Source organism: Rhizobium sp. AP16, from assembly GCF_000281735.1.
GTDB classification, from domain to species: Bacteria; Pseudomonadota; Alphaproteobacteria; order Rhizobiales; family Rhizobiaceae; genus Rhizobium; species Rhizobium rhizogenes.
In genome coordinates this window covers 178,167-195,574 of the sequence record NZ_AJVM01000067.1, presented here as the reverse complement: position 1 = coordinate 195,574, position 17,408 = coordinate 178,167, and the positions used below count along the sequence as shown (strand labels likewise).

Below are 17,408 nucleotides of genomic sequence, written 5' to 3'. Positions count from 1 at the left end.
CAACTCTCAGTGGAAATCAACAGTGGTACGCCATCTTGCGGAGTTTTATCCGGAAATACTATCCGAATTCACCAAGATGACCACAGTCCGCAGAGCCGCGTAATCGCTCTTCTATTGTCTAACGAGTATCGACACGTCGCCTGATGATCGGCGATGTCCGGCATCGACGCTGGACAACGGAACGCAAACTGCAGATCCTCGAGGAGGGCTATGCCCCAATGGAATGGAAACTCGGTGGATGACCCGTTTTCTTGCACCACCTATCATTGCATTGGAGCTGTTTGATTGTACTTATATCGGGAACAATCAGCGAGCGTAGCCATGAAAACCTTCTTTGCTTATCCGTCGTCCGAACCTGAGGTTACCAAGACTATTCAGGAGGCGCAGAAGGTTCTTTCATCCGTCAAGCCGAGCCTATCTCTCCACCTCTGGCAGCAAAACGAGATTTGCGGAATTCCGCTAACAGACCCGATTTTCGAGCACATCCGCGAATGTGATTTCCTGGTGGCCGATATCACCTCGCTCAATTTTAACGTCACGTTCGAAATCGGGTATGCCATCGGGCAAGGCAAGCGCGCCTATCTGACCCGGAATACCAACTTTAAGCGCGACGCCAGCACGATAGACAAGATCGGAATTTTCGACACGCTCGGCTTCGAGAGCTATTCTGACTCGGAGGGACTGTCGAAACTCCTCCAGAAATTCGGCAACGACAGCGCGATGCCATTACGGAGGTTATTGAACACGAAGGCTCCGGTTTACGTCTTGAGGACACCGCAATCCAATCAGGCAATGCTTTCGGTGATCGCACGGATCAAGAAGGCAAGGCTAGGTTTCAAAGGCTACATCCCCGACGACGAACCACGTCTTTCTGCTCCGAAGGCGATCGACGACGTGGCGGCGTCTTTCGGCGTGGTCGTTCCTTTGCTTGCTGCGCAGTTCGCTGATGCGGATGTCCATAATATACGGGCAGCATTCGTGAGCGGCTTGGCTCTTGGCATGGGCAAGATCACGACCATTCTTCAGCCCCGGGGTGGACCCGCTCCGCTGGATGTTCGAGATATCGTCAAGACATTTGATCGACCGGAGGATATATCTAATATCATTGGAGAAATGGCTCTCGATATAACAGAGAAGCTCCAAGCCGATGATCCGCTTCCGCTTCCGAAAGGAGATTTCCTTGCGGAACTGAGGTTTGGCGACGCGGTTGCCGAGAACGAATTCCAGACCCTCGGTGAATATTACCTGCGCACTGACCAGTACCAACGCGCGACACGCGGGGACGTGAACCTGGTGGTCGGCCGGAAGGGGGCGGGCAAGACGGCGCTCTTCTCGCAGGTCCGAAATATAAAGCGAAGCAATATCAGTAATATCGTCGTCGATTTGAAACCTGAAGGCTATCAGCTCATCAGGCTAAAGGAAGACGTCCTCGATTATTTAGCCGAGGGGGCGAAAACCCACCTGATCACTGCGCTGTTCGAATACGTTTTCTACCTTGAGATTTGTTACAAGGTGCTCGAGAAAGATGCCGATCGGCATCTCCGGGATAACAATCTCTATGATCCCTATTGCCGACTACAGGCCGTCTACGAGACTGGCGCGGCCGGAGAAGGAGACTTTTCGGAGCGTCTTCTCGGGATCTCACAAAATTTGGTCGATACGTTCCAGAGCAAGTTCGGTGCCGAAAAGGGCCAGCGCCTGAACGCGGCTCAAGTCACTGAGCTCGTATATAAGCACAATATCCGGGAGGTCAGGGACACTCTGTCAGCCTATCTAAAATTCAAGGGCAGCGTCTGGATACTGTTCGATAATCTGGACAAGGGTTGGTCGTCCCACGGACTCACGTCCGGCGACATCCTGATACTGCGCGGCCTCATCGACGCGGCGAGGAAAATCCAGCATCAAATGCAGGCGCACGAGCACGACTTCCATAGCGTCGTCTTCGTGCGAAATGACGTCTACCAGTTGCTGGTAGAGTCTTCGGCCGACTACGGAAAAGAAAGCCGGGCAACGCTGGATTGGACGGACTCCGACCTCTTGAGGGAGGTTCTCCGCAAACGGCTGGTCTCCAATTCTCTGCCCGCCGACACGCCGTTTGAGAAGGTCTGGTCTCAGATTTGCATTTCACACTATCAAGGAGAGGAAACGTCGCAGTTTCTCATCGATCGGTCGCTCATGCGCCCACGAAATATGATCAAGCTCCTGGCTCATTGTAGGGGGTTCGCGGTTGGAATGGGACGTCCGAGGATCGACGAGACCGACCTCGTGAAGGGGCTTCGAGCCTACTCGTTGGACCTCATCACCGAGGCCGACCAGGAATTGACGGATATTCTCGGTGTCGACACCAGCCTCATCTACCACTTCATCGGAGAGGGAAAGACCTTCACTCAAGGTCGCATCGCCGAACTGATTGTTGCGTCGGGGATTCCAGCCGACCGGGTCGATGATGTCCTGCGCTTTATGGTCTACTACGGATTCCTGGGCATTCATACACAGGATAATGGCGTGAAGTACATCTTCGACGTCGGCTACGACATGAAGCTGATGCAGGTTTTGATATCGAAGGCCGGGGCGGACGTCAGCTATGCGTTGAGCCCTGCCTTCGATGCGGGATTGAACTTCTGAGGTCTTGTCGAGATCGCAAAGACACCGCCCATCGCCCAGAAGAATGGCAGACCAATTCTGGTCTCGCTAGTCAGAAACGAGGCTCACAAGCCCACTATCGCAGCTCCAACTATTGAAAGCGTGGTCGTGAAGAGTAAGGCCGCCATGACGGCATAGGGATGACGATGGTTCGTGATATCCGCCGTGGCAGCGAGCTTGGATTTGAAACTTGGACACCGAATTGAACTAACGTGGCGGTGACCCCATTTGCCAGCGGGAGCATTGGCGACGAACGGCTAATTCGGACCACCTGAGGTTCCGGGGTGACGCGTATCAGCCGTTTCAACTATCGGAGTTCTGACAATGGCAACGGCATCTGCCTATTTTGGCCGCGATGACACCTTTGACCGCAATCGCCGTCTCCGGCGGATGGCCGCGATCGCAACCTTGATGGATACTGCGATCACGATCCCGTTCACCCGTATCCGCTTTGGAGCGGACTCCGTGCTAGGGCTGGCCCCAGGACTGGGCGACGCAGCAGGGGCGGCTATCAGTCTGGTCCTCGTCAACGAGGCAAGGCGACTTGGAATTCCGAACGAAAAGCTACTCGGTATGTTGCTCAACGTAGGCATCGACACCTTCGGCGGCAGCGTGCCGATCCTCGGCGACCTATTCGACGTGTATTTCAAGGCAAACAAACGCAACGTCGATATCGTCCTCGATCATTTCGGGATGACGCGCGATGATCTCGCCAGAACCCGTACTTGAAGCTGCCACCTCCGGATTGTGGCTGGCGGCTGCAGTCCAGCCGATTGAGAACGGATCTGAATGACCCAAGTTTGACGGCGAAATCTGGCGTTTTTCCGTTTTGGGCATCGGAGTACAGCTTCCCCCCCCCCACAAAAAATTTGTTGCCATTTTGTTCGCGATCGGGGCTTGCGCTCCAGACGGATTCAAACGAGCCTCTTGAGGAGGCTCAATACAACGTCGCTACTCTCTTGGGCGGCTTTCGAGGAGCGCCTGATTCAAATGCACAGAGACTCCAATCGTGTGAGCGGCAGAACGAGGCTCGACGTGAAGGAAGTGATGAAGGAGAGAAAATGAACCCGCACACTCTGATTGAAATGACAACAGATCGTCTTACTTCAATGCTGCGTGAAACGGAACTTCTTAACTATGCTCTGACAGCCGCTGCTATAGTTGCAGCAGCGGAAGATGCAAGGGCAGTGGCAGCGATCGACTACGAGAACAAGGCTACTTTGGATGCGCAACGAAAGGCGTTCGACACCAAGGTAACCTTGGAATTGGCAATGCGCGAAACGCGCCACGTCGCATGCGCAATTGCAGGACGTCTAGCCGACCTAAATCAACGAAAGGCGTACGAAGACGAACTCCGGGTAACCGGAGCTGCTTGAATAAGTGGATCGAGCAGGCTGCCGGCTCCGTCCCTGGTAGCTGAGTGAGGTGGGTTACAGTCGAATATCAGAATCGAAGGCCCCTGGCCGGATGGAATAATGTACGGCTTTCCGCGTAGCCCCGTCGGTATGTTTCGCCCCCACTGGGATTAGAATATTGGCTTTCAGAATCTTTTGGCGAAAGTTTGCGCCGAACGAATTGTTTCCGACCACGGCATCATATGCTCTATTCAATTGGGCAATTGTGAATTCCTCGTCCAACAAAAAGGCGGGCATGACCGACCATGGTCCCACACGGCGTAGTCGCAACACGGCAGCAGACACTAATTGTCTTCCGTTATGTGGAAGGGAAGGGAGGGCGTCGAGGCAGAAGGTTCGAATCGTTGTAGAGAATTCACGAGCTGCCTTCATTTTCGATTCCGGCATGAGCCCAAGGTAGCCGATGTGAATCGTTGGCTCGGAGTCCTTTTGATCGCCTCCCGATGCACCCGAGACCGTTTCGAGCTGCTCGACGTAGATATCCACGACGTTCGCCTGTTGTGCCAACGACCGCTTTACGATCTCCTGTAGTTTGATTTCCTCGTTTCCTTTGACGACTTCACTGATGAGGCTGAAGCCCGCGGCTTGCTCGCCATCTTGACCAGATAATAAGACGACACGAGGTTCGCCGTCTTCCAGGGTCAACAAGACGGTGGTCACGATAACCTGTATAGAGTTAAAACTAGGCATCCGATCTCTCGCGTCCTCCAAAAACTGGCCGCAACGTGATCGCGATTGGTCTACGGCCCAACCAGCCTTTTACCGGATTCGATATTAAGAAATTCGCACGGAGGGCTTGTGAAGCTGGCTTCTCCAAGTTCGCATGCGATCTCGAAACCTTTGGCTGGTCCCGGCGCTATAGTGATGAAATCTCGTATCTATGCCAGTTGCGGATGATTCAGGGTTCGTTTTGCGGATATCAGCGGTTCGTTTGGGAAAAGTTAGACTTCGTTTTACAGCGATAACGCGACAAATCAGATATGGGCTTTAGTTCCATAATAAACCTTATGTAACTTCACATATGTGGCAGCTAAGTTGAAACGTCCTGATCTTGCAAATAGGACGGAGGTTGATCCCCTCCCTAGAAAACGGCCATGCCACACTTGGCAGAGATTCTCCGGAAACAAGTGTTTTTGCGAAACACTCGACCGTCTTTTGTGTTAAGTGCGCTCGATAGAAACAGCGATGGAGATTTTTCGCGCCAATGATTGAACTAACACCGTCACAGATCGCAGGACTGAAACTTGCGCAGCAAGGAGATCTTTATCCGCAGTCGGCGAAGAAGTGGACGCACCAGAACGCAACCGTGACCTATGCAAAAACCGACCGTTGGAAAGAACGGCCGCAGAAAATCAAATTCATCAGCGACAAGACATTGGAAGAATTGAGAGAGCCCGGCTTTCTTGAACGTCTCCACGTCGACGATGATGCTGGAAAGGACGCGTACGCTATAACCATGGCCGGTAAGATCTGGCTTCTGAAGAACAAGTAGAGCGAAGAACGCATCCGCCGATCTGCCCCTTTCATGGTCTCGGAGGCACACCCGCGATTTCGGGTCGCCCCATTTAAGGGTTCCCACGGAGTTAAACTTGCTCCCGGATGATGAGCCGCGTGGAGCAAAAAGCGTTATTTTTGATCGAACAGATCGCCGCAGGCCTCGCAAGCGAAGTAGATTTCCTGCTTGCTGCATTGAACATGGCCTGTGGCACCTGCCCGGATCTTCCAGTCACACATTTCCCCACCCCATTTTAGCGTTCCTTCCATGTAACAGGGCGCAAGATCATAATCGTCGTGCAGGATTCTGGCGTCGATCTGTTTTGCGCGCTTGAAGAACGCCCGGGCCTTCGCAGCAGTTAAGGCGACATCGGACTTGCGGCACCGATCGGGAGCCTCGGAGCGAAAGGCCACGATTTTCAGGTCAGTGATCTGCCGGTCCTGCGCCGCAGCGGAACTGCCAAGCAAGGTCGCTGCGATCAGGATGATAATTCGAGTATCTATTTCCATACCCCCCGATCAATGCCATCCGATTTCAACGATCTATCTAGGCCATTCACCTGGCCTTGGCCATCCAGCGTGAACGATTTGACATCGCACGACGGGACGGTGTGGCTCGGCGTCGCCTTTGAATAGTACGGCCGGTGGTTGAAATTGGCGACGCATTCACGTTACACATCGGACGCGCGGCGGCCCGGATTCGTCCCAGGCAACGATCTACCATGACGATCATGGTCCGCTAAACATGTTGAGGAGCCACGCATGCAGACAATCACAAGCTCGCCTCCCCTGCCGTTGGATGGTCCTGAATGGGCTCGGCTGCGCCAGCAGGAAGACCTGCGAAAGGCGATGCTTGAGCGTCGTTTCGACGAGGTCGAGCACATCATGGCAGCGCTCGAAGCGGCGTGGTGGCAGCCTGGTGATTTGCCCGATGACCGCTACACGTTCCTCGCAACCAGCTCCGGCCTTTTTGACAACGCCAGCGTCGACGCGGCCCTCAGGCTTGAATTGCTGAATGGCTGGATCCAAGCCTATCCAGGCTCCTATCATGCAAGGCAAATTCTCGGTCACTATTATTTTCGCCGGGCCTGCGACATCCGCACGGCAGCCTGGGCATCCGAGGTCGGCGAGGATCAATGGGTCGCCGCCCACATGGCTTGCGTAACCGCGGCCGAGCATTTACTGAAGGCGATGGCGCTCTCGGAGCGACCGGCGCTTGCCGGTGAAACGATGATGCAGATCAGCCAGTATCTAGGTCAGCCAGACTTCGTCGATGCGTTGTTCCGTGGCTTGCCTGCTGAAAAAACCATGCAGCGCGAGGAGTTTGAGCCGGACCTTTATGAGGCGGCATGTGCTCAGCTTGCCAGATATGGATTAGAGCCGCCCGGCATTGTAACGGCGATGCTTCCCTCCTCTCTTCCGCCCACGAAAGAGGAAGATGTCGAGAACTCCGGCTTTTACTGGCTGCGCTACTGCCTTTCTCTCAGACCGCGATGGCCGGAGATCCTGGTTGATTACGCGCAGTATCTGAGCCCCAGATGGGGTGGCCGTGATGGAGAGGTCGAAAAATTCGCCACAGGTCCTTTGTGTTCCGCGCTGAGCGAACAGGAACGCAATTCCGTCCGCTGGCCGGGAATTCAGGATTCATTGACGCTCCCTGAATATCCACAGCCGGGCGACGCTCGCGAGATCGCGGCCAGACAGAAGATTTTCAAGAACTGGCTGGCCCGGGATCTCTCCGATCGCTTGCGGTTCATTTCATTCGGCAAGTACGCCAATTTTACCAATTACTCGCTCGCCGACGGCGAACTCGCCCATCAGCGCCATGTCGAATCCGTCCGCTATTGCAGGCCGCCGGGAACCTACCCTGCCATTGATGGCCCGTTTCGCGACTTCACCAATGTGATGCTGATCAAGCATTTCGAGGATCATGAGGGTGCCTATGCCAGCGTCCTGCAAACCGCCGTTCGCCGTTTTGACGAACCAACGATGCTCACTGTCGCAGCATTCGCGTGGCAGTTCGGCATGTGGGGGATCAAGGCCGATCCGGCGATTGCCACGCGGCTGATCGACCGGGCAGCGCAGCTCGAACCGCTCTATGAACCGGATGAATTTTCGCCGATGCATGCTTGCCGGATGATGTGGGACGGAGGCTTTCAAAAGGAAGCGACCTATCTTACCCGCGCCTTTGCCGAGCGACGCGTCTATTCCGCCGCCGCAAGCATGTACGACATCACGCGAGGAATCCGGCCTGATACCGATCCAGAGTTGCTTGACGGCGAGGAAGCGGATCACTGGCTCGAGCTCGCCGTCGAGGACGGTGAAGCGGTTGCGCTGCACAATTATGCATGGCGCCTTGAAAATGTTGACGATATTGATTTGACGGTCCGGGAAGATTTCGAGCGCGTCCGCAATCTTTATGTCGGGGCGATGAATGGCGGCGTGGAAATGGCAATGATCAGGGTCGCGAGCGTCGACCGGCGGCATGGAACTGCGGAGGAAAAAGAGCAGGCCGTCGCCAACATGAAATCCCTTGTCACCCACCATGACGACCACATTGCCGGTGAAGCCTATGGCCAGGTCGTCCTGGCATATAAATACGGCGACGGTGTTCCCAAAAGCGAGTTTGTCGCCATGCAGTGGTTCGACCGTTACAAGGAACTTTTTCCCGACCATTCGACAATGGAATGGATGGAGACGCAGGTCTACGGATCGACGGGAATGCAAATGGCAGGCCGAGCGTTGAAAGCCTTCTTCCTCGGCAAGAAACTTTCAAGCGAGCATCTCCCGCCAAAATAAGCGTCACCATGGCCACTCCCCTTCCATCACCGCAAGAAGGCAGATGGCGAGCCTTGATCTGGCTCGCCTTTGGCGATGTATCTTTGCTCGTCTGCGGAGCCGTGCTGGTCCTCTCCCCTCTCCTGCTTGCATTGTGGCTGCCTTCGCGGCTTCTGCTGGTGCTTCTTGCCTTGCCGTCGTTGTCATGGGTGTTTTACGGGCTGATGGTTCTGCGTGCCTATGCGGCAGTGCCGGCGCCACCGGTATCGAATGGCATATTGCTGGATCCCGGCAAGGTTCCCGCTCTGGCTGGCGAGCTTGAACGATTGCGGCTTGCCTGCGATGCGCCCGCCTTCACGGCCGTCTATATCAACGCCGAGCTCAATGCCTCCATCTATCAGACAGGGTCCCGTGCCGGTCAGCCGAAGCATATTCTGGTGCTTGGCTTGCCGCTTCTTGCCTTGCTGACAAGAAAGCAAGCCGCAGTCGTCATCGCGCATGAATACGCGCATATTTCCCGGCAGCATGGCCATTTTGCGCGTTGGGCCTATGTGGCGCGTCAACGCTGGGCGGCGCTTGGTGACTTGCATGAGCGCAATCATCGTCTGATCACCGCGCCGCTCAGACTATTTCTCTCCTGGTACGTGCCCCGCATGATGCGCGAGACACTGGAGTTTTCACGCCGTTGCGAGATGGTTGCCGATGCGCAGGCGATTGCGGTTTGCGGCAACGATATCGCATTCGAGGCAGAAGCAACCCTGGCATTGCGGCAAAGAGCTATGTCTACCCGGTTCTGGCCGGATATATTTGCGCTAGCGGGTAGTGATGACATCGCTCGGACGCGGCCATTTACGCAGCTTTTGACGGAACCAGCGAACAGTCATCCGCGCGACGGCGCGCAGGCCGCCGTCTGGCTGCACGAAAGCCTCTGCCAGGAACCGGATAGTCACAGCACGCATCCTGTCTTTTTCGAGCGCATCGCGGCAACAGGATTTGATCCGGCAGACCCGCTTCCCGATCATCTGCCCTGGCACCTCGACGAGACTTCGGCGGCCGCAGATTGGCTGGGGGCGGAAGCCTCTGGTATCGCCGCGCAGCTTGATGCCGATTGGCGCGAAACTGCGGAACAAGGCTGGCGGGATGCAAAGGAGTGGCGAGCGCATCAACAGCGCGAATTCTCAAATCTCCTGCAGCGTCGCGAACAGCAGGTGTTTGACGAGCAGGATTGGTTGGAATTGGCGCGACTGGCAGAGACATTTGATCCGGCAGGCACGCTTCGCGCCGAGGCCCTCGCACAAGGATTGCAGCATTCCCCCGAAGATCCGGCACTTCTTCAGCTTAAAGCCGGTGATCTGCAGCAAAGCGGCGATATCCAAAGCGCGATTTCCATATGGCATCGCATCAGCCAGAACTCCTCCTCTTCCGAATATCAGGCTCATCGCCATCTTTGCGAACTCTACCTGCGGCTGAGCGACAAGCCAGCGGCGGAGCACCATCGACAGATCGCCGATCAATTGTGGGCTGGCGAAGATATAGGTCAATCGGTATCCAAAGGTCTTTTCCCCCACGGGATGGATGCGTCCGAACTCGCCTTGCTGCAAGGCACGCTTCAGCCGCTTTTCCAGCATGCGCGCGCCATATGGCTTTGCCGCGACACGCCGCCGGATACGGCAAGCCCGCCCCGGTGGTTCCTGTATGTACAGGCCTATGACAGCTGGTTCATGCGTCTGGTGGGCAGATTGACCGGAGAGGACGATGTCAATGCTTCCGCCTGCAAGAGGCTGCTCGAGCGTTTGCAGGCGCGGCTGCATCTCTATCTGGAGGTTCGTTTTATCGGGCCGAACGATCAAATTCCGGGGCATTGCACGAACGGCAGCTTGATTGCCCAAGCCGGTTCGGCTGCGGCGCACCATTGAAGGCCACTTTGTCGCCTTGTCGGCGCTGACTTTCTCCGGCCCGATACCCGCAAAGGCGGGCGAAGCCGTCGAAGCGCTCCTCCTCATTGGAGCAGGCCACGAAAAGATCGTCGCGTGATCTCACAATTCCTGCTTCGAATTGAAGCCGGATCGCATCGGGCTTTGTCAGAGGCTGCATCAAGTATTGCCTCCTTCAGCACATCCCGGAGCTCCGTCATAGGTCACGATCACATAGCGGTCGTGTTGATCGAGCTGGTCTGCATCCACCAGAACATTGACCAGCGAGCCTGAGGGAGATGCAAGTACGAACGAATAGGGATTTGCACTTTCATCGTTGGGCAACAGCACCGCCGTCTGGACGAACTTGGCGATCTGTGAGCCGCCCTCCAGTAGGCTTGGTGGTGTCAGCTCTTCCGTCACGTAGATCGAGACGACCTGAGAGAAGTCGGATCCGTCGCCTTCATGGATGACGCATAATACCGCCTTGTCTTGCGCCTGTGACAGGTCGTTCACCACTTCGATGGCGCTTGTGTCCACACGCAGCACCGCAGCCAGCGCATTTTTTATGAGTGCGGCGTCCATTGGTTGTTCAGGTGCCACATCCAGCCAGATCATATCCAAATCCCCAAAGGTCTTGGTGCATATCGGTTGTTGTTCGGTCAGCACTGACGAAGCTATCCTCCACACACTCATTGAGCTAGCCTCAACACGATCCCGGCAACCTCAACCGCCGGGCGTAGGATTTGCTCCGATGACGATCATGAAAAGCACGAGAGCTGCGGTCTCCATCCCCTCTCTCAGAGCCGTCAACGGTCGCAACATGGCATTGAGCCGGCGGTTCCGTTCCAATGCCGGCTGATCGTCAGAGGTGACCAAGACTTCAGATGCCGTTGGTGCCGTCAGATCTATTCCGGTATACGCCTCGCGACTGTTTACGGGGTATTGCCGTCCTGACAATTCGGTGCTCCAGACCATGTAAAGCGGCGTGTCGAAATCGCCGACGACATTTCCATTGGAAGGCACGAAGCCAAGCGCTGCCAGGTCAGCTCTGAGATCGTCAGGCAAGACGCCTTTCTTTGTTTCGCTCAGACTGGAATCATAGCCGCCGAGCATGATGCTGATCTTGCTCGTTGCCATGCCCGTCGACTGCACTCTTATCGTGTCGAGATAGGCTCTCGTTCCACCGAGCGAGCTGAGCTGATCATATCGTGTCGACGACAGCTCGTTCAAACGGTTTGGCGGCATTAGAAAATCGTAATCGTGAACAAGTGTCCGCAGGAGCAGGCGTTCACCCGAACTGCTGACGTTGAGCGCAACGACAGGTTCGTTCGTTTCCACGGGAGCATCAGGGTAGGTCGGAACAAGAAAGGAAGCGCCGATGACCGTAACCATCAGGACGAGAGCGAGTTTCAACAATTTCTTCGTCAAAGCTTTTTCTCTTGAATGCTCGCCACTCCAAACGGATTGAATTTGTATCCATCCTCTTCGTACCGGGTGTCGTCCGCTAGAGTGGCCTTACGATCCGCCAAGGCTGTCTCAACGCCTTCCCGTGTCATGTCATCGGCGATGTCATCAATCAGGGCCGCGATCTTGAGTTGTTCGGCATTGGTGGACGGTTGGTGATTGTCTTTTCGGGCAAAGGTGACCAGCACATCAGGCAATCCGACCAGATGAAACCCGACGCTTGCCATCCCCTCAGCATCATCGCCGATGGGGCGGCGCGCAAAGGCGAGACGGCAAGTTCTCGCAAGTATCAGCAAATCATGCGATGCCGTCGCGTCGCGCGCCTGTTCGAAAAGCTCCTTCCATCGCCTCACTCCATGAGCGACGCCCGCACTCTCGCCCTTCGCGGCGATCGCACCATGATCGAGCATGTATTGCACAAACATCAGGGCTTTTGCGGATGTGGTTACGGCTATGTCCGCCGTCATGGGCGGACCAAGCACGTAGAGCACCGACCCGTGCCCGGCGACCGCGTTTTCATCCGTCTCCTCATAGGCGTTGGGATCAACGTGGTCCCAGCAGACATTGAAGGATCGTTCCATCCGATCATCCGGCTCGTCGTGCGAAAATTCTTTGTCCACGGTAAAGTCATCGGCAAACAGGTCGATAGCGGCGCGTGCACTCTGCTGGAGCGCTGCAAGGCCATTCTCCTTGCCGAGAAAGCAAAGCACATGGCGCGGCGTGTAGCTGGAACGGGACGCGGCAAAGGCCGGCTGTTTGCTCGACGCTCTACCAAGAGACGGCTTTCCCAGGATAAGACCGCCCAAAAATGTGAGAACGCCACGACGCACTGAATTCATTCGGGCTTCCTATGGTTTTCAATCGACGGATTCGAAAACTTTGGCGACGCGCGTACCCACGCTGTGTCATATCACGTACCTTCTATTTTCGCCGAAGGGAGCACCACTCCATCAGTCCCTTTGTTTCATCCAGTACGAAATCACCCGAATGCTGTTCGGGCTCTTCCAGTGTATGGTCAATTTGAAATCAGGCAGTTCCCAGGCATGGATATCATACCGGCCGACTTTGGTTGGCGGTCCTAACTTCCCCTCTGCATCGGCTATCGTATCGGAGAAGGTCAAGTTCCTCCAGATCGGCCCCTTATAGCTCTCGAAACTCTCCACATCTCCCCAGAAGGCACAGTCCGTCAGAAGGAATGGACCCTTGCCGTCATCCGGATAGTCATGGTCGAACACCATGCCTTCATGCTTGAAAGTTAGGTGAATACCCGCTGGTGGCGCACTGATATGATAAATATCCAGCCCTCTATCCAGCGCGATAGCATCGCTCCAGGCAATTCCAAAAGGTTCCACGACACGCCTGCCGGCTATGCTGTCGAATGGTTGCGTCAGCGCGGCGAGAAAGCTCTCCGGTGCGGGATATTGCGCGGGTACTTTCATGGGTTGCTTCTCAAAACGGATTGCGGAGGCAGCATATGGGACTTTCCCTCTCGATGTTTCCCTTGTGATCATTCGGCTTTTGAAGCGAATGGGGCGATTTCCAACCGCGATTTCCAGGTAAGTATATGGCGCGGTACGGATTACTCAACCGGTTGAATCTGAAGGAATATTTGGCATTCGAAATGCGAGGAATTCTCTGCCGAAATCTCGTCGCGACGCTACCGGCATAGCTTGCCTTCATCGATCGTAACCCTTACACGCAATCCGCTATAGTCATGAACTGCGCACTTGCCGACTGCGCCATGCGCAAGGCAAATGCCGAAGCGACAGATGAACGAAAATGACGATAACGATACGCCCGGCGCAGCTATCCGATTCAGAACTCATCCTGCGATTTATTCGCGAACTGGCGGAATATGAAAAGGCGGCTCACGAGGTCGAGGCGACGACGGCTTCCATAGAGCAATCCTTGTTCGGCCCGCAATCCGTCACCCATGCGGTCATTTGCGAGATCGATGGCGAACCGGTGGGTTTCGCGGTCTGGTTCTACACCTATTCCACCTGGCTTGCCCGCAATAGTCTCTATCTCGAGGATCTTTACGTCACCCCACAGAAGCGCGGATCGGGCGCCGGCAAGGCGCTGCTGAAATATCTGGCGAAACTCGCGGTCGAGAAAGGCTGCGGCCGGTTCGAATGGAGCGTACTCGATTGGAATGAGCCGGCCATCCGCGTCTATCGTTCGATTGGCGCAGAGCCGCAGGACGAATGGATACGCTACCGGCTGGCCGGCGACGCACTGAAGGCCTTTGCCGATAGCTGAAAAGCGACGTTAATACGAGGCGATCGGCAGGCTCCATAATGCAGCCGATCGCCTCGTTCCGGTTGATCGTCACCCCAACTCGACGATCGCGCAGCCATAGGCTTCGAGCGATAGCGCACCGGACACCGATTTGCTGCCGTCGAGGAGATTGACGCCGTGCGGGACGTTGGTCAGTTCCGCGTGCTGGTCGGTGTAGTTCTGGATGAACAGAAGATGCCTCTCCTCGTTCTGGCGCATCGTCACTTCGACACCGTCCGGCAGATCGGCGATCAACGGCTCGACGCCTGCATCCGCAAAGGTGCGGTCGGCGAGCGCGGCCGTCAGATCAGCCGTCAGGTATGTGCCGAGATAGAGAGCCCTGCCCTTGCCGATGTTGCGTGACGTCGCCATCGGTACGCCTTCGGCATAGCGGTTCGACCAGGTTGCCACCACTTCGACATCGTCGGCTACCGTCAGGTTCTCGTAGAAGTGGGCTGCGTCCAGCTCGCGGTTACCGATGGTGAAACGGCGAACGCGGCGATGGGATTCTGCTGGGCGGTTGGGCGGCATCACCAATCCGCCGGAGCGTGACATGACATCGAAAAGACCATTGGCGCCCGGTGCTGCCAGCCGGCCGAAATCCTCGACCGTGACGCCGGTCAGTCGTGTCAGCGACGAACCCGGTGCCGCCTCGCGGATGACGTGATTGTTTTCATCACGCGTGCCGGTACGCGCGCCGATGATCACGGTGCCGCCGCCTCGCGCAAATGACTCCAGCCGTTCGGTCCAGCCATCCTTCCACATCACCCAATGCGGGACATACAGCAGCTTCAACCGCGAAAGATCGTCTTCGGGATGGATGAAGCCGCAGGCGATGCCGCGGTCGTAGCAATATTGGTGCAGCAGCACGGCATCGTCCTGCGGGCTCGGCAGGCCGATCGAGTAGGTCTTGTGTGCCTCCTGATTGTCGAAATCGGAACCAGCAATACCGACATCCATGCGGACATGGGTGCCGAGGATCTTGTCCTTCAGTGCCGTCATCTCGGTGGCGAAGCGCTTTGCCTCGTCATAGCGGTGACGCGGCACGTCGTCATGGTCGATGATGCCCATCCAGTAGATTTCAGCACCGAAATGCGCCGGCCGCCAGCGGAAGAACATCAGGCCATCGGCGCCGCGCGCGACCGAGGACATCGCCATGCGCCGCATTTCGCCGGGCTCCGGTGTCAGCGTGCAGAAGCCGGGCTGGCTGCCGAAACCGGATTGCTGTTCCGGGATGATGTAATTGCCCGAGAAGCCGCGGCAGATATCGAGATGCAGCGCCTGCACCTTGGCGTGATTGCCGATGCGCTGAAACTCGTCATAGAGCATCGGATAGATATCGTAGCCGACGAAATCGAGGTCCGTGGAGAACTGGCCGCGAAAGTCGATATCACGCAGGCCGCCGAGATTGTGGAAGATGAACCAGTCGGCCTTGGTCGCCCGCAGGATTTCCACCTGATCGTGCTGGAAACGCGCCGTCGAGAAAGCCAGGAAGCGGTGATAGTCCTGCACATGCCCCGGGCTCGGGAAGGTCGGTCCGAAATCAATGGGAAGCACGACCTGGCCGAAATCGTCGTAGGCGGTCGCCCAGAAATCGCCGCCCCAGGCGAAATTGAGCTTGTCGATCGTGCCGTATTTGTCGGCGAGATAAGACTGGAACTCCTTCAGCGTGGCGGCAGAGAAAGATTCCGGCATGCTGGTGTTGAGTTCGTTGTCCGTTTGCCAGCCGATCACATCGGGGTTGTCGCGATAATGCTCAGCCATCGCCTTGGTGATGCGCTTGCTGTGCTCGCGGAAAACCGGGCTTGCCGTATCGGCATGCTGGCGCGAACCGTGGCTCATCGTCCGGCCATTGCCGTCGACACGGAGGACTTCCGGATGGGCGGCCGTCAGCCAGCGCGGCGGCGTTGCGGTCGGCGTGCACATGATGGTGTTGATGCCGTGGCGCGCAAGGACCGCGATGGCGCGATCGAAGAGATCGAAATCGAAGGTTCCGAGCTTCGGCTCGAAGATATGCCAGGCGAATTCGCCGAGACGGACGACATTGAAGCCGGCCTCGGCCATGCGCTTGGCATCACGCTCCCAATAGCTTTCATCGACATGTTCCGGATAATGCGGCGTGCCAACGAGAAACCTGTCGGTCTTGATGGTGCGCCATACGGAAAGGTCTTTGGTACTGGTATTGACTGACACTGTATCAGGCTCCTGAAGGATTATTTGTCGAGAATTGGCTTGCGGACGGTGATGGTCCGTTCGTCATTGGCGGAAAACAGGTAGACCTCGCGCGGATTGATGCGGAGGCTGATCGGCGCGTCGGCGGCAACGCCGGTGACATGGCCGATTTGCACGGTGATGTTGCCGGTGCCGCTTTCAGAGCTGACGCATTGCAGCTCTCCGGCGTCGACATAGAGAATGGTCTCCCGTCCGAGATGCTCGACAAGCCGAACCTGGCCGGTGATCGCGGCACCTGCGGATGTAACGTCGGAAACGGCGATGTTTTCCGGCCGGATTCCGAGGGTAAGGGTCGTTCCCTTCTGGACCGAGGAGCCGGCTGCCAGTTCCACCGCGATCGGAGCAAGGCCCGGGGCGGAAACAGTAACGCTGCTTCCGGAAACCTGATCGACGGTCACAGGAAAGAAGTTCATTCGCGGCGCGCCGAGAAAACCGGCCACGAAGAGATTGTCCGGGTTGCGGTAGAGCTCCAGCGGTGACCCGACCTGCTCGATGATGCCGCGATTGAGAACCACGATCCGGCTCGCCATCGTCATCGCCTCGACCTGGTCGTGCGTGACATAGACCATCGTCGCGCCGAGTTCGGCATGCAGGCCGCTCAGCTCGACGCGCATCTGGGTGCGTAGTGCGGCATCGAGGTTCGACAACGGTTCATCGAACAGGAAGACCTCCGGCGAGCGAGTAATGGCGCGGCCGATGGCGACGCGCTGGCGCTGGCCGCCGGAAAGCTGCTTCGGGCGCTTGTCGAGCTGATCGGTGATCCGCAGGATCTTGGCGGCACGCGCCACCGCCGCATCGATCTCCGCCTTTGGCCGTTTGGCCATGCGCAGGCCGAAACCCATGTTTTCGGCGACAGTCATATGCGGATAGAGCGCGTAGGACTGGAACACCATGGCGATGCCGCGATCCCCCGGCTCCGCCGTGCTGACATCGCGACCATTGATCATGATCTGGCCCGAGGAGATGGTTTCAAGACCGGCGATCGACTTCAGCAGCGTGGACTTGCCGCAGCCGGACGGCCCGACCATGACGATGAACTCGCCCTGTTCTACGGAAAGATCGATACCGCGCAGTGCATGATAGGCGCCGTAATTCTTGTTGACGTGTCGAAGTTCGAGACTGGTCATGCTTTTCGGCTCGCAAAGGAAGGATTGGCACAAAGGGCGGGATTGGTGATCAAATCGGATAA

15 protein-coding genes are annotated in these 17,408 nt (G+C 56.6%); 7 read left to right on the top strand and 8 right to left on the bottom strand.

Annotated elements, in window-relative coordinates:
- Nucleotides 1-321 precede the first annotated feature (321 nt).
- The 3 genes from PMI03_RS22025 (at nucleotide 322) to PMI03_RS22015 (ending at nucleotide 4,019) form a co-directional block, all read left to right on the top strand.
- A complete protein-coding gene (locus tag PMI03_RS22025) occupies nucleotides 322-2,625 on the top strand; it encodes a P-loop ATPase, Sll1717 family (RefSeq protein WP_007698183.1) in 2,304 nt (767 codons plus the stop codon).
- A gap of 342 nt (nucleotides 2,626-2,967) precedes the next feature.
- Complete coding sequence (locus PMI03_RS22020; RefSeq protein WP_007698181.1) at nucleotides 2,968-3,372, top strand: DUF4112 domain-containing protein; 405 nt, start codon at nucleotides 2,968-2,970, stop codon at nucleotides 3,370-3,372.
- Nucleotides 3,373-3,704: 332 nt separating this feature from the next.
- Nucleotides 3,705-4,019 (top strand): hypothetical protein, encoded by a 315-nt coding sequence (locus tag PMI03_RS22015; RefSeq protein ID WP_007698178.1) that lies wholly within the window; start codon nucleotides 3,705-3,707, stop codon nucleotides 4,017-4,019.
- Nucleotides 4,020-4,073: 54 nt separating this feature from the next.
- On the opposite strand, the gene PMI03_RS22010 is transcribed toward PMI03_RS22015, so the two are convergent.
- A complete protein-coding gene (locus PMI03_RS22010; protein ID WP_007698177.1) occupies nucleotides 4,074-4,748 on the bottom strand; it encodes an NrtR DNA-binding winged helix domain-containing protein in 675 nt (224 codons plus the stop codon).
- Between the two features lie 514 nt (nucleotides 4,749-5,262).
- On the opposite strand from PMI03_RS22010, the gene PMI03_RS22005 reads away from it, so the two are divergent.
- Complete coding sequence (locus PMI03_RS22005) at nucleotides 5,263-5,550, top strand: hypothetical protein (RefSeq protein ID WP_007698176.1); 288 nt, start codon at nucleotides 5,263-5,265, stop codon at nucleotides 5,548-5,550.
- Between the two features lie 134 nt (nucleotides 5,551-5,684).
- Here the strand turns inward: PMI03_RS22005 and PMI03_RS22000 are convergent, their stop codons facing one another.
- Nucleotides 5,685-6,062 (bottom strand): hypothetical protein, encoded by a 378-nt coding sequence (locus PMI03_RS22000; RefSeq protein ID WP_007698174.1) that lies wholly within the window; start codon nucleotides 6,060-6,062, stop codon nucleotides 5,685-5,687.
- A gap of 339 nt (nucleotides 6,063-6,401) precedes the next feature.
- On the opposite strand from PMI03_RS22000, the gene PMI03_RS21995 reads away from it, so the two are divergent.
- Both PMI03_RS21995 and PMI03_RS21990 read left to right on the top strand, forming a co-directional pair.
- Nucleotides 6,402-8,351 carry a DUF4034 domain-containing protein gene (locus PMI03_RS21995; protein ID WP_309574462.1) on the top strand — a complete coding sequence of 650 codons (1,950 nt, stop codon included), beginning with the start codon at nucleotides 6,402-6,404 and terminating at the stop codon, nucleotides 8,349-8,351.
- Nucleotides 8,240-10,246 (top strand): M48 family metalloprotease, encoded by a 2,007-nt coding sequence (locus tag PMI03_RS21990; RefSeq protein ID WP_309574459.1) that lies wholly within the window; start codon nucleotides 8,240-8,242, stop codon nucleotides 10,244-10,246. Before PMI03_RS21995 ends, PMI03_RS21990 begins: the two co-directional genes overlap by 112 nt.
- Before the next feature lie 177 nt (nucleotides 10,247-10,423).
- On the opposite strand, the gene PMI03_RS21985 is transcribed toward PMI03_RS21990, so the two are convergent.
- The 4 genes from PMI03_RS21985 to PMI03_RS21970 all read right to left on the bottom strand — a co-directional run bounded on the left by PMI03_RS21985 (nucleotide 10,424) and on the right by PMI03_RS21970 (nucleotide 13,149).
- Nucleotides 10,424-10,912 (bottom strand): hypothetical protein, encoded by a 489-nt coding sequence (locus PMI03_RS21985; RefSeq protein WP_309574458.1) that lies wholly within the window; start codon nucleotides 10,910-10,912, stop codon nucleotides 10,424-10,426.
- A 57-nt stretch (nucleotides 10,913-10,969) separates the two neighbouring features.
- Entirely contained in the window at nucleotides 10,970-11,674 is a 705-nt protein-coding gene (locus tag PMI03_RS21980) for a hypothetical protein (protein WP_007698160.1), read from the bottom strand.
- Nucleotides 11,671-12,549: a hypothetical protein gene (locus tag PMI03_RS21975; RefSeq protein WP_007698158.1), complete on the bottom strand. Its 879-nt coding sequence runs from the start codon at nucleotides 12,547-12,549 to the stop codon at nucleotides 11,671-11,673. Before PMI03_RS21975 ends, PMI03_RS21980 begins: the two co-directional genes overlap by 4 nt.
- Before the next feature lie 111 nt (nucleotides 12,550-12,660).
- Nucleotides 12,661-13,149 carry a hypothetical protein gene (locus PMI03_RS21970; RefSeq protein ID WP_007698155.1) on the bottom strand — a complete coding sequence of 163 codons (489 nt, stop codon included), beginning with the start codon at nucleotides 13,147-13,149 and terminating at the stop codon, nucleotides 12,661-12,663.
- A gap of 340 nt (nucleotides 13,150-13,489) precedes the next feature.
- On the opposite strand from PMI03_RS21970, the gene PMI03_RS21965 reads away from it, so the two are divergent.
- The gene (locus tag PMI03_RS21965) at nucleotides 13,490-13,969 is read left to right on the top strand and encodes a GNAT family N-acetyltransferase (RefSeq protein WP_007698152.1); all 480 of its coding nucleotides are present in this window, start codon (nucleotides 13,490-13,492) and stop codon (nucleotides 13,967-13,969) included.
- 69 nt (nucleotides 13,970-14,038) lie between these two features.
- Here the strand turns inward: PMI03_RS21965 and PMI03_RS21960 are convergent, their stop codons facing one another.
- Both PMI03_RS21960 and PMI03_RS21955 read right to left on the bottom strand, forming a co-directional pair.
- Nucleotides 14,039-16,180 (bottom strand): beta-galactosidase, encoded by a 2,142-nt coding sequence (locus tag PMI03_RS21960; protein WP_007698150.1) that lies wholly within the window; start codon nucleotides 16,178-16,180, stop codon nucleotides 14,039-14,041.
- A 20-nt stretch (nucleotides 16,181-16,200) separates the two neighbouring features.
- Nucleotides 16,201-17,346: an ABC transporter ATP-binding protein gene (locus PMI03_RS21955; protein ID WP_007698148.1), complete on the bottom strand. Its 1,146-nt coding sequence runs from the start codon at nucleotides 17,344-17,346 to the stop codon at nucleotides 16,201-16,203.
- Nucleotides 17,347-17,408: the final 62 nt, after the last annotated feature.

Excerpts from the sequence above, each read along its gene's own strand:
- PMI03_RS22025 (WP_007698183.1), top strand. The coding sequence starts at position 322 with ATGAAAACCTTCTTTGCTTATCCGTCGTCCGAACCTGAGGTTACCAAG.
- PMI03_RS22020 (WP_007698181.1), top strand. The coding sequence starts at position 2,968 with ATGGCAACGGCATCTGCCTATTTTGGCCGCGATGACACCTTTGACCGC.
- PMI03_RS22015 (WP_007698178.1), top strand. The coding sequence starts at position 3,705 with ATGAACCCGCACACTCTGATTGAAATGACAACAGATCGTCTTACTTCA.
- PMI03_RS22010 (WP_007698177.1), bottom strand. The coding sequence starts at position 4,748 with ATGCCTAGTTTTAACTCTATACAGGTTATCGTGACCACCGTCTTGTTG.
- PMI03_RS22005 (WP_007698176.1), top strand. The coding sequence starts at position 5,263 with ATGATTGAACTAACACCGTCACAGATCGCAGGACTGAAACTTGCGCAG.
- PMI03_RS22000 (WP_007698174.1), bottom strand. The coding sequence starts at position 6,062 with ATGGAAATAGATACTCGAATTATCATCCTGATCGCAGCGACCTTGCTT.
- PMI03_RS21995 (WP_309574462.1), top strand. The coding sequence starts at position 6,402 with ATGCTTGAGCGTCGTTTCGACGAGGTCGAGCACATCATGGCAGCGCTC.
- PMI03_RS21990 (WP_309574459.1), top strand. The coding sequence starts at position 8,240 with ATGGATGGAGACGCAGGTCTACGGATCGACGGGAATGCAAATGGCAGG.
- PMI03_RS21975 (WP_007698158.1), bottom strand. The coding sequence starts at position 12,549 with ATGAATTCAGTGCGTCGTGGCGTTCTCACATTTTTGGGCGGTCTTATC.
- PMI03_RS21970 (WP_007698155.1), bottom strand. The coding sequence starts at position 13,149 with ATGAAAGTACCCGCGCAATATCCCGCACCGGAGAGCTTTCTCGCCGCG.
- PMI03_RS21965 (WP_007698152.1), top strand. The coding sequence starts at position 13,490 with ATGACGATAACGATACGCCCGGCGCAGCTATCCGATTCAGAACTCATC.
- PMI03_RS21955 (WP_007698148.1), bottom strand. The coding sequence starts at position 17,346 with ATGACCAGTCTCGAACTTCGACACGTCAACAAGAATTACGGCGCCTAT.